Source organism: Actinomadura sp. NPDC049382 (assembly GCF_040677125.1).
GTDB classification, from domain to species: domain Bacteria; phylum Actinomycetota; class Actinomycetes; order Streptosporangiales; family Streptosporangiaceae; genus Spirillospora; species Spirillospora geliboluensis.
Window position 1 is genome coordinate 25,674 of sequence record NZ_JBFARO010000049.1, and the last position, 11,078, is coordinate 36,751.

At 75.5% G+C, this 11,078-nt stretch carries 11 protein-coding genes; 4 read left to right on the top strand and 7 right to left on the bottom strand.

What is annotated here, in order from left to right; all coding sequences use genetic code 11:
* Positions 1-47: 47 nt before the first annotated feature.
* On the top strand, positions 48-1,319 hold the full coding sequence (gene glyA / locus AB0K34_RS25935) for a serine hydroxymethyltransferase (protein ID WP_301175191.1): 1,272 nt from the start codon (positions 48-50) through the stop codon (positions 1,317-1,319).
* Here glyA and AB0K34_RS25940 read toward each other — a convergent pair.
* The gene (locus AB0K34_RS25940) at positions 1,316-2,107 is read right to left on the bottom strand and encodes a class I SAM-dependent methyltransferase (protein ID WP_364551347.1); all 792 of its coding nucleotides are present in this window, start codon (positions 2,105-2,107) and stop codon (positions 1,316-1,318) included. The two genes, glyA and AB0K34_RS25940, sit on opposite strands and share 4 nt — an antisense overlap.
* Before the next feature lie 145 nt (positions 2,108-2,252).
* Between AB0K34_RS25940 and AB0K34_RS25945 the strand changes: the two genes are divergently transcribed.
* The 3 genes from AB0K34_RS25945 to AB0K34_RS25955 are packed head-to-tail and all read left to right on the top strand — an operon-like array spanning position 2,253 to position 5,031.
* Complete coding sequence (locus tag AB0K34_RS25945; protein ID WP_138639943.1) at positions 2,253-2,945, top strand: carboxymuconolactone decarboxylase family protein; 693 nt, start codon at positions 2,253-2,255, stop codon at positions 2,943-2,945.
* Positions 2,942-3,547, top strand: coding sequence for a GNAT family protein (locus tag AB0K34_RS25950; RefSeq protein WP_364551350.1), 606 nt, complete (start codon positions 2,942-2,944; stop codon positions 3,545-3,547). The genes AB0K34_RS25945 and AB0K34_RS25950 overlap by 4 nt, the downstream gene beginning before the upstream one ends.
* 50 nt (positions 3,548-3,597) lie before the next feature.
* Positions 3,598-5,031, top strand: a complete 1,434-nt coding sequence (locus AB0K34_RS25955) for an FAD-binding oxidoreductase (protein WP_301175189.1) — start codon at positions 3,598-3,600, stop codon at positions 5,029-5,031.
* A gap of 9 nt (positions 5,032-5,040) precedes the next feature.
* Here the strand turns inward: AB0K34_RS25955 and AB0K34_RS25960 are convergent, their stop codons facing one another.
* The 6 genes from AB0K34_RS25960 to AB0K34_RS25985 are packed head-to-tail and all read right to left on the bottom strand — an operon-like array spanning position 5,041 to position 10,849.
* A complete protein-coding gene (locus AB0K34_RS25960; protein ID WP_301175188.1) occupies positions 5,041-5,805 on the bottom strand; it encodes an isocitrate lyase/phosphoenolpyruvate mutase family protein in 765 nt (254 codons plus the stop codon).
* A 39-nt stretch (positions 5,806-5,844) separates the two neighbouring features.
* Entirely contained in the window at positions 5,845-6,576 is a 732-nt protein-coding gene (locus AB0K34_RS25965; RefSeq protein WP_138640878.1) for an amino acid racemase, read from the bottom strand.
* A gap of 22 nt (positions 6,577-6,598) precedes the next feature.
* Positions 6,599-8,002 carry an MmgE/PrpD family protein gene (locus AB0K34_RS25970; RefSeq protein ID WP_138640879.1) on the bottom strand — a complete coding sequence of 468 codons (1,404 nt, stop codon included), beginning with the start codon at positions 8,000-8,002 and terminating at the stop codon, positions 6,599-6,601.
* Positions 7,999-8,817, bottom strand: coding sequence for a cyclase family protein (locus tag AB0K34_RS25975; protein ID WP_138640880.1), 819 nt, complete (start codon positions 8,815-8,817; stop codon positions 7,999-8,001). Before AB0K34_RS25975 ends, AB0K34_RS25970 begins: the two co-directional genes overlap by 4 nt.
* Positions 8,814-9,665 (bottom strand): CoA ester lyase, encoded by an 852-nt coding sequence (locus AB0K34_RS25980; RefSeq protein ID WP_138640881.1) that lies wholly within the window; start codon positions 9,663-9,665, stop codon positions 8,814-8,816. Before AB0K34_RS25980 ends, AB0K34_RS25975 begins: the two co-directional genes overlap by 4 nt.
* Complete coding sequence (locus tag AB0K34_RS25985) at positions 9,662-10,849, bottom strand: CoA transferase (protein WP_138640882.1); 1,188 nt, start codon at positions 10,847-10,849, stop codon at positions 9,662-9,664. Before AB0K34_RS25985 ends, AB0K34_RS25980 begins: the two co-directional genes overlap by 4 nt.
* Between the last annotated feature and the right edge of the window lie 229 nt (positions 10,850-11,078).

Below are 11,078 nucleotides of genomic sequence, written 5' to 3' on the forward strand. Positions count from 1 at the left end.
TTCGCCGGGCGCCCGAGGTCCCGGCGCGAGCAGCGCGGAGGCTCACGATGCACGTACCGTCCGTATCCCACCTGTCCGCCGAGGACCCGGAGATCGCCGGGCTGGTGGAGGCCGAGGCCCGCCGCCAGTACGAGAAGCTCCGGCTGATCGCGTCCGAGAACTACGTGTCGCCGGCGGTGCTGGAGGCCACCGGGTCCGTCCTGACGAACAAGTACTCCGAGGGCTACGCCGGCAAGCGGTACTACGAGGGCCAGCAGAACGTCGACCCGATCGAGCTGCTGGCGATCCGGCGGGCGAAGGAGCTGTTCGGCGCCGAGCACGCCAACGTCCAGCCGTACTCGGGCTCGCCCGCCAACCTCGCCGTCTACATGGCGTTCCTGGAGCCCGGCGACCCGGTGATGGGGCTGTCGCTGCCGATGGGCGGGCACCTCACGCACGGCTGGTCGGTGTCGGCCACCGGCAAGTGGTTCCGCCCCGTCCGGTACGAGGTGCGCGCCGACACCGGGCGGGTCGACATGGACCAGGTCCGCGACCTCGCGCTCAAGGAGCGGCCGAAGCTGATCTGGTGCGGCGGCACCGCGATCCCGCGGACGATCGACTTCCCGGCGTTCGCGGAGATCGCCCGCGAGGCCGGCGCGGTGCTCGCCGCGGACGTGGCGCACATCGCCGGGCTGATCGCGGGCGGCGCCCACCCGTCCCCGATCGGGCACGCGGACGTCGTCACCACGACCACGCACAAGACGCTGCGCGGCCCGCGCGGCGCCATGATCCTGTCGACCGCCGAGCACGCGAAGGCGGTCGACAAGGCGGTGTTCCCGGGGCTGCAGGGCGGCCCGCACGACCACACGACCGCGGCGATCGCCGTCGCGCTGAAGGAGGCGGCGCAGCCGGACTTCCCCGCGTACGCGCGGCAGATCGTCGCGAACGCGCAGGTGCTGGCGGCGGCGCTGGCCGACCGCGGCTACGACCTGGTCTCGGGCGGCACCGACAACCATCTGATCCTGATCGACCTCACGAACAAGGGCGTCGCGGGCAAGCCCGCCGCGCAGGCCCTCGACCGCGCCGGGATCGAGCTGAACTACAACGCCGTGCCGTTCGACCCGCGCAAGCCGTTCGACCCGTCCGGGCTGCGGATCGGCACGGCCGCGATCACCACGCGGGGGCTCGGCGCCGAGCAGATGCCGCTGGTCGCCGCGTGGATCGACGAGGTCGTGCAGGGCGTCGCCAAGCAGGACGAGACCGTCGCCGAGCGGGTCGCCGGGCAGGTCCGGGAGCTCCTCGCGTCCTACCCGATGCCGGGCTGGGCCCCCGCGCCCTAGGCGCCGGGCGCGCGGCGCAGGATCGTGATCATGCGCCACGCCTCGGGGTCGGTGATGGCCACCGCGTCCTCGCCGGCCCCGAAGTCGCCGTACCGCGCGACGGTGTCGAGCCCGCCCGCGAGGCGGATCGCGGCGTCCAGCTCGGTCGCCGTCCAGAACCGGTACGGGACGACGTCGCGGATCACCCGCGTGCCGTCCCCGTCCGTGATCGTCATCGTGACGTGGTCGTCGGCGATCTGGGTGACCGGGTCGAGCCGGTCGCCGGGCTCGCCCCAGCGGACGCTCGCGCGCACGCCGCCGCGCTCGACCGTCCAGCCGGTGCTGACGCTCGGCTCGTCGCCCAGCCGGTCGCGGGGGTGCGACATCTCCACCACGTACAGGCCGCCGGGGGACAGGTGCGCGGCGGCGCGGCGCAGGTGCGCGACGAACGCGTCCAGCGTCATCAGGTGGGACGTGGAGTCCAGCATGGTGACCACGAGGTCGAAGCCGCGGCCGAGGTCGAAGCGGGTCATGTCGTCCTGGACGACCTCCAGCTCCACCCCGGCTCGCTCGGCCTCCCGGGCGGCGTAGGCGCACATCGCCGGGTTCAGGTCGAGCGCCGTCGCGGCCAGCCCGCGGCGCGCGAACTCGCGGGCGTGCTCGGCGGGCCCGGCGGCCAGCTCCAGCACGGTCGCGGGGCGCGCGCCGAGCCCGGCGCACCAGCCGAGCAGGACGTCCGCCTCGGCCGCCACGTCGCGGAACGAGCACGCCAGCTCGTAGGCCCAGGGGTCGTCGTAGATGCCGCTCACCCGGCCATCCTCCCAGCGCCGGGGCGTGCCGGCGCCCGGGGTGTGCGGGCGCGTGTCACGCGACCGCCACGTCACCGTGTGCCCGGGGTTCCACATTGCGGACCAGGGGTTGAGCCGCCCGCCCCGACCGCCTAGCGTGCGGTAAGTGATCGACCCCGTGAGCGGTGAGGACGTCAACGATCGACCGCGGCGCGGCCCCTCCGCGACCAGGCTGCCGCTGCTGCTCCCCGGTTCCCTCAGCGACGAGCAGCGGGCCGTGTACGAGGCGGTGACGGGCGGTCCCCGCGCCGCCGGACGGACCCCGCCGTTCGGCCTGGCCGACGACATCGGGCGGCTGCACGGCCCCTTCAACGCGATGCTCTACAGCCCGTCCGTGGGGCTGCCCCTGCAGGACCTCGGCGCCGCGCTGCGGTTCCGGACGGCGTTCACCAAGCGCGAGCGGGAGATCGCCACGCTGGTCGTCGCCGCGCACGCCCGGTCCGACTACGAGTGGTACGCGCACGAGCGGATCGGCCGCCGGCACGGGCTCACCGACGCGGAGCTGGACGCGCTGCGCGAGGGCCGCGCGCCGATGCTCGGCGACGTCCGCGAGCGCGTCGTGCACGAGGCGGCCCGGCAGCTCGCCGCCGAGGGCGACCTCGCCGACGCCGTCTACACCGAGGCGGTCGCGACGCTCGGCCGCGCCGCCGTCGTCGAGCTGGTCGCCCTCGTCGGCTACTACCAGGCGCTCGCCCTGCAGCTCCGCGCGTTCCGGGTGGGCGTCCCGGACGGCGAGGAGCCGCCCGCGTGGCCGGCCGGCGACCCGGCGGGGCCGGGCCCGGGCGGTGCCGGGGCATGAGCGAGGTGCTGCGCACGGTGCGGCTGGTGCTGCATCCGGTGTCGATGCGCGACCACCGCGCGCTGCTGACGCACTGGACGGGGCCGCGCGTCCGGCGCCACCTCTTCGACGACCGGACGGTCACCCCCGTCCAGGTCAGCGAGATCATCGAGGCGAGCGAGCGGGACTTCGCGACCGAGGGGTACGGGCTGTGGGCGCTGCGCCCGGCCGCCGCGTCCGGGCCGGACGCCCTGCCGGAGACGCTGCCCGGCGCCGCTCCCGGCGATCCGCTGATCGGCGTGGCGGGGCTCAGCCACCACGAGGGCCCGCTCGGCCACGGCGTGGACGTCGAGATCCTCTACAGCCTGGAACCGGACCACTGGGGCCGGGGCCTGGCGGCCGAGGCGTCCCGCGCGGTGCTCGACTACGCGTTCGAGGTGGTCGGCGTGCACCGGGTCACCGCCGAGATCGACCCGGCCAACCCGGCGTCCGCGGAGATCGCGTTCCAGCTCGGGATGCGGCGGTGGCGGGACGGCCCGGCCGGCCCCGACGGCGCCGCCTACTTCGCCGCGGACCGCTCCCGCTGGATCGGATCCAGTCGAATCGTGGACGCCATCACATAGATTCCGTTGCGCGCTCTTGATTTCGCTGCGGAATTCAGCACTATGAGCGCATGAGCTCAAGCACGGGCCGGGCGCCCCTCGCCCCCGGCTTCGCCAACGGCGGCGTCTCCTTCTGGTACCGGGCCGCCGGGCGGCCCGCCCCCGGCCCCCGCCTCCCCGGCCCGCGCACCGCCGACGTCTGCGTCGTCGGCGCCGGCTACACCGGCCTCTGGACCGCCTACTACCTCAAGCGCGCCCGTCCGGGGCTGCGGATCGTCGTGCTGGAGCGCGAGTTCGCCGGTTTCGGCGCGTCCGGCCGCAACGGCGGCTGGGTGCTGGGCGAGATCGCCGGGTCCCGGGAGCGCTACGCCGCCCGGCACGGCCGCCCCGCCGCGATCGCGCTCCAGCGCGCCATGTTCGAGGCGGTGGACGAGGTCGTCCGGGTCGCCGCGGCGGAGGGCGTCGACGCCGGGCTGGTGAAGGGCGGGGTGCTGCACGTCGCCCGCGGCGCCGCCCAGCGCGCCCGGCTCGCCGCCATGGTCGACGAGGCCCGCGCCTGGGGCTGGGCGGACGGCGACCTCGTCCCGCTGCCCGCCGCCGAGCGCGACGACCGGCTCCGCGTCGCGGGCGCGACCGGGGCGGCGTGGAGCCCGCACGGCGCCCGCGTCCAGCCCGCCGCCCTCGCGCGCGGCCTCGCGGCGGCGGTCCGCCGCCTCGGCGTGGAGGTCTACGAGGGGACGCCGGTCGTCCGGATCGCGGCGCGGCGCGGCGGCGCCGCCTCGGCCGTCACCCCGTACGGCACGGTCGCCGCCGAGTACGTGCTGCGCGCCACCGAGGGCTTCACCGCCGGGCTGCCCGGCCACCGCCGCGACTGGCTCCCGATGAACAGCTCCATGATCGTCACGACGCCGCTGCCGGCCGCGGTGTGGGAGGCGATCGGCTGGCAGCGCCGGGAACTGCTCGGCGACATGGCGCACTACTACATGTACGCGCAGCGCACCGCCGACGACCGGATCGCCTTCGGCGGCCGGGGCCGCCCCTACCGCTACGGCTCCCGCGTGGACGACGGCGGGCGTACCGCGCCCGCCACGGTCGACGCCCTCTGGCGGATGCTGACCGCGATGTTCCCCGCCGTCGCCGGCGAGGCGCGGGTCGACCACGCGTGGTCGGGCGTCCTCGGCGTCCCCCGCGACTGGTGCGCGACGGCCGTCCTCGACCACGCGACGGGCCTCGGCCACGCGGGCGGCTACACCGGGCACGGCGTCGCCACCGCCAACCTCGCCGGCCGCACCCTCCGCGACCTGCTGCTGCGCGAGGACACGGCGCTGACCGCGCTGCCATGGGTGGACCGGCGCGTCCGCCGCTGGGAGCCCGAGCCCCTGCGCTGGCTGGGCGTCCACGCGATGTACGCCCTCTACCGGGCGGCGGACGCCCGCGAGTCGGCGTCGAGCGCGGCGGGGACGTCCGCGCTCGCGCGCCTCGCCGACCGGATCACCGGCCACTGACCCCGGTCGTCACCCGCCGACCAGGCGCTGGACGTCCCCGTACGAGGGCGGGCGGCCCGCCGCGTCCGCCCCGGTGACGCCGAGGGCCGCGGTCACCGCGGCCTGGAGCGCCTTCCGGAACGGCAGCGACCCGGTGCTGACGCGGTGCACGCCCAGCCGGGCGAGCCGCTCGTACTCGGTCTTGCCCGGCAGGTACAGGACGTTGAGGGGCAGCTCCACCGTCTCCAGCACGGCGGAGATGTCGGCGTCGTCCACGATCCCCGGGACGAAGATCCCGTCCGCGCCCGCCTCCGCGTACGCGCGCGCCCGCCGCAGGGTCTCGTCGCGGTCGGGGTCGCCGAGCCAGAACGTGTCGGTGCGGGCGTTGAGGAACACCTGCGGCGCGGCCCGCTTCACGGCGGAGATCACCGTCGTCTGGTGGTCGAGCGGCACGAGCGTCCCGTCGGGGCGGCCGTCCTCCAGGTTGATCCCGGCGATCCCGAACGAGGCCAGCTCGGTGACCAGCTCGGCCACGTCCGCGGCACGGCCCGAGAACCCGCCCTCGATGTCGACGGTGACCGGCACCGGCAGCCGGGACAGGACGCGGGCGAGCGCCAGCGTCTCGGCGCGCGTGTCCCCGGCGGCGTCGGGCTTGCCGGCCGCCGCGGCGACGCCGAGGCTCGTCGTCCCGACCGCCGGGAAGCCCGCCTCGACCAGCGCGGCACCGCTCGCGAAGTCCCAGGCGTTCGGCAGCACCAGCGGGCGGTCGCCGTGGTGCAGCTCCCTGAAGTCCATGTGGCCCCCTCTCCACGCTCAGCCTAGGTCCGCCACGTTTCAGCGCTCGTCGAAGCGTCCGCCGCGCCAGGTGGGCAGGGGGCGGCGGCCGACGGCCGTCTCGAAGGCGGCGCGGGCGAGCAGGCGGGTGGAGTCGAGCGTGGGCAGCGGCGAGACGTCCGGGGTGACCAGCAGCGGGATCTCGGTGCACACCAGCGCGACCGCGTCGCAGCCGCGCTCGGCCAACCGGCCGATGATCCGCACGTACGCGTCGCGCGACTCCTCGGTGATCACCCCGTTGACCAGCTCGTCGAAGATGATCCGGTGGACGGTCTCCCGGTCGGCGGGCTCGGGGACCTCGGCGGCGATGCCGCGCGCGGCCAGCTCGCGCGGGTAGACGGGGCCGTCCATCGTGTAGCGGGTGCCGAGCACGCCGACGCGGGCGCGGCCGTCGGCGGCGGCCCGGTCCGCGACGACCCCGGCGATGTGCAGGCCGGGCAGGGCCAGGTCGTCGCCGGGGCGCTCCAGCGCCATGTGCGCGGTGTTGTCGGGGCAGACGAAGAAGTCGGCGCCCGCCGCCGCGAGGCGGCGGGCGCTCTCGGCCAGCACCTTCCTGACCGCGTCGTGGTCGCCGGCGTCCCAGCCGGGCATGCTGCGGGCCAGCGCGATCAGGTCGAGCGTCACGTCGGGGTGGTCGTCGGGGCCGAGCTCGCGGAACCCCTCGTGGCAGAAGGTCCGGAAGCACAGCGCCGCACCCTCCGCGCTGTGGGCCAGGATGCCGAGATGTCTCATGGCCCCGACCCTATGGCGCGGGCTACCCCAGCAGTGACGTGAGGCCGCTCAGGTCCTCGACCCCGGCGAGGCCGTAGGTGAGGGACGTGATCTGCTCGGCCCGCTCTCCGGTGACGCGCCGGGAGGCGTTCAGCCGGAACTTCGTCGCCAGCTCCTCCGCCGACAGCGGGTTGCCGGGACCGCCCCGGTTGACGTCCACCCGCTCCTCCAGCAGGTCCCCGGCGCGGGTGCGGACCCGCAGCACGGCCGGGAACTGGTGCGGGAAGATCTCGTCGCAGCGGGCGTCGGGGACGCAGCGGACCTTCGCCGCCAGCGCGAGCCGGTCCGGGTCGGCGGCGGCCGCGTCGGTGAAGTCCTCGTGGAAGACGCCGAGCCCGCCGCCGCCGAGCAGCGCCGCCGCGACGGTGTAGGGGCCGGAGAACGCGGCGTGGTACCCCGACTTCGGGCGGATCTTGTCCTCGTGCGGCTCGCCGATCGTGCGGAGCACCGGCGTCGGCGCGCCCAGCTCGATCGACTCGACGGCGGCCGGGTCCAGGCCCCGCTCGCGCAGCCGCAGCGCGGCGTCGATGCCCGCGTGGGTGAAGTGGTTGCAGGGGTAGGGCTTGAAGAAGATCCCGGGCAGCTCCCAGTGCTCGCCCAGGCCGGAGGTCAGGGCGTCCAGGTCGACCTGGTCGCCGCAGAACGCCTGGAGGAACCCGAACCGCCCTTCGAGGACGGTCGGCGGGCCGGTGATTCCGGTGCGGGCCAGTCCGGCGGCGGTGACGGCGGCGTGCGCCGCCCAGCCGCAGTGGATCCGCTTGACGGTGCCGCCGGTGCGGTTGGCCTCCAGGATCCCCGAGCCCATGCTCGCGGCGATGCCCATCGCGTGCGCGACGCCCGCGGCGTCCAGCCCGGACAGCATCGCCGCGGACGCGGCGGCGCCGACCGCCCCGCAGATCGCGGTGGCGTGCTGCCCGCGCTCGAAGAACACCGAGTTGCCGAGGTCGCGGTCGTACCCGGCCATGCCGAGCCGCACGGTGATCTCCACGCCGACGCCGACCGCGTCCAGCAGCGCGGCGCCGGACGCCCCCCGGGCCTCGGCCACCGCGAGCGCGGCGGGCACCACCGACGCCGACGGGTGCAGGACGGACGGCAGGTGCGTGTCGTCGAAGTCCAGGGAGTGGGCGAGCGTGCCGTTCAGCAGCGCGGCGCTCGGCTCGGGCAGCCGCGTCCCGGTGCCGATCGCGGTGGCGCGGCCCGCGCCGCCCCATTCGCCGACGAGTTCCCCGACGGCCCGCGCGGGCTGCTCCGCGGTGGCGGCGAGGCTGTTGCCGAGGACGTCCAGGACGCGGCGGGCGGCGTCGTCGCGCAGCTCCGGCGGCAGGCCGCCCGCGGCGGTGGCGGCGGCGAGCCCGGCGAGCCGCTGGACGGGGGTCTCGGCGGTCATGCCGACACCGCCGCGAGCGGGCGGACGGGGGAGCCGGTGCCGCCCTTGATCCGCAGCGGGGCGAGCACGAACACGAACTCGTGCAGCCCGGCCTCGGCGAGCGCCTCCAGGTTCAGGTGCTCCAGGATGAAGATCCCCGACTCGACCAGCAGGATCCGGTGGACCGGCAGCACCGCGTGCCCCGCGCCCTCCGGGATCTGCTCGTAGGCGGTCGTGTCGGCGCCGGTCGCGGCGATCCGCCGCTCCGCCAGCCACTGCGCGGCCGCCGGGGTCGCGCCGGGGACGCCGGTCTCCTTGCCGAGGTAGGCGGTCGTGTCGCCGAAGTTGCGGGCCCAGCCGGTGCGGATCAGCGCCACGTCGCCCTCGCCGGGCTCGGCGCCGGCGCGCTCGGCGGCCAGCTCCAGGTCCTCGACGGTGATGCCGTAGCCGGGCGGCAGCGTCGGCACGTCGTGCACGGCGGCGACGTCCAGCAGGACGCCGCGGCGCAGCAGGCCGGGCAGGTTCTCCGCCCCGTGGCTGGTGAAGGCGCCGCCGCGCTGGGCGTCGGCGGCGGAGATCCCGCCGTGCAGCTCGCCGTTGTGGCTGACGTGGGAGAGCGCGTCGATGTGCGTGCCGACGTGGCCGCCGGTCACGATGATCTCGTTGGCGGCGGAGCCGCCGTCCGGGCGCTCCATGTCGCCGTGCCGCCGGATCAGCGTCATCCGGAACCCGGGGTGGTTGGGGGAGCAGGGCATGCCGGTGAAGAACGGCTGGCCAAGCTCGATCAGCCGGACGCCCCCGGCGACGGCCGCGAGCAGCGGGTCCTGCGTGGTCATTTCTGGCCTTCCTTGACGGGCCGGGCGGCGGACTCGGCGGACGCGGCGGCGTCGAGCAGCCAGGCGGCGCGCTCGACGACGGCCTTGTCCACGAACCGGCCGGCGGAGTCGATCCATGCGGCGCCGCCGCCTGTCGCGGCGCGTTCGGTGAGCTGGCTCATGAGGTCGCGCGCCCACGCGACGTCGTCCGGGTCGGGGACGCACGCCTCGTGGACGACGGGGAGCTGCGCGGGGTGGATCACCGACCGGCCGAAGAACCCGGCCCGGCGGCCCGCGAGGGTGTCGGCGCGCAGCCCGTCCAGGTCGCGGACGGCGGTCCACACGCTCTGCGCCGGGGACGGCAGCCCGGCCGCGCGGGCGGCGACCACGACCCGCGAGCGCGGCCAGGCGAGGGCCTCGCCGCCCGCGCGCAGGTCGGCGGCGAGGTCGGCCTCGCCGAGCGAGATCCCGGCGACCAGCGGGTGCGCGGTCGCGAGCAGCAGGGCGTTCTCCACGCCGAGCGCCGACTCCAGGATCGGGAACACCGGCACGCCGAGCGCGTCGGCGACGCGGCGCAGCTCGCCGGGGTCCTCGCACTTGGGCACGCGGACCCCGGCGAGCGCGGCGGGCGCGGTCGCGAGCAGGGCGATGTCGTCGGCGCCGTCGGGCGTGCCGGGCGCGTTGATCCGCACGTAGGCGGTGTTCCCGGCGGCGAGGGCGTCGAGCACGTTGCGGCGCGCGTCCTGCTTGGCGGCCGGCGCGACCGCGTCCTCCAGGTCGAGGATCACCGCGTCGGCGCCGGCCGCGAGGGCCTTGCCGATCCGGTCCGGCCGGTCGCCGGGCACGTACAGCCAGGACCGCAGCGTCACTTGACCACGCCCTTGCCGCGCAGCTCGGCCAGCGCGGCCTCGTCCACCCCGTAGCGGGCGAGGATCTCGGCGGTGTGCGCGCCGAGCGGCGGCCCGGCCGACTCGATCCGGCCCGGCGTCCGCGACAGCCGGAACAGGACGTTCTGCATCTTCACCGGGCCGAGCTCGTCGTCGGGGACGGTCGCGATGGTGCCGAGCGCCTGGAACTGGGGGTCGGCCATGACGTCGGCGGCGTTGTAGATGGGGGCGACGGCGGCCTGGGCGTCCTCGAACGCCTTGACGACCTCGTCGCGGTCGCGCTCGGCGATCCACGAGCCGACGGCCTCGTCCAGCACGTCGGCGTGCTTGGCGCGCTCGGCGCCGGTCGCGAACCACGGCTCGTCGATCAGCTCGGGCCGGCCGACCAGCCGCATCACCCGCTCGGCGATCGACTGGGCGCTGGTGGAGATCGCGACCCAGCTGCCGTCGCGGGTGCGGTAGGTGTTGCGCGGCGCGTTGTTGTGCGACCGGTTGCCGGTGCGGGCCTGCAGCTCGCCGAGCTGGTCGTAGGTGATGATCTGCGGGCCGAGCAGGGTCAGGATCGGCTCGATGATGGCGAGGTCGACGACCTGGCCCTCGCCGGTCGCCTCCCGCGCCCGCAGCGCCGTCATGACCGCGAACGCGGTGGTGAGCGCGGCGATCCCGTCGGCGAGGCCGAACGGCGGCAGGGTCGGCGGGCCGTCCGGCTCGCCGGTGATCGCGGCGAACCCGCTCATCGCCTCGGCGAGCGTGCCGAACCCGGGGCGCTTGGAGTAGGGGCCCGTCTGCCCGAACCCGGTGACGCGGGCCAGCACGAGACCTGGATTGATGCGCTTCAGCTCGTCGTACCCTAGACCCCAGCGCTCCAGTGTCCCCGGCCGGAAGTTCTCGATCACCACGTCGGCGTCGGCGACCAGCCGGCGGAACAGCTCCTGGCCCTCGGGCGCGCCGAGGTAGAGCGTCATCGCCTTCTTGTTGCGGCCGAGCATCTTCCACCAGAGCCCGACGCCTTCGCGCTGCGCGCCGTGGCTGCGCACCGGGTCGCCCTTCGGGTGCTCGATCTTGATGACCTCGGCCCCGAAGTCGCCGAGCAGTGTCGCGGCGAGCGGGCCGGCGAACAGCGTGGCCGTGTCGAGGACCCGGACTCCGGACAGCGCGTCGGTCATGAACGGTACCGCCTTCACGGACGATCGTTCCGCTTAGAGAAACGAAGATGGATGGCTCGGCCGGTTCGCGCGGGCGCCCCGGACTTCACAAGTTGGCACTGCATGGTGAGTTACGTCAAGTTTCACCCAGATATTGACCGGATGGCGTGACGGGTGCCACGATGACGCATCAGCGACCTGGTGTTCCTCCTGGCGGAACGATCACCGGGCAGAGAGGGCGGGAGAGGTG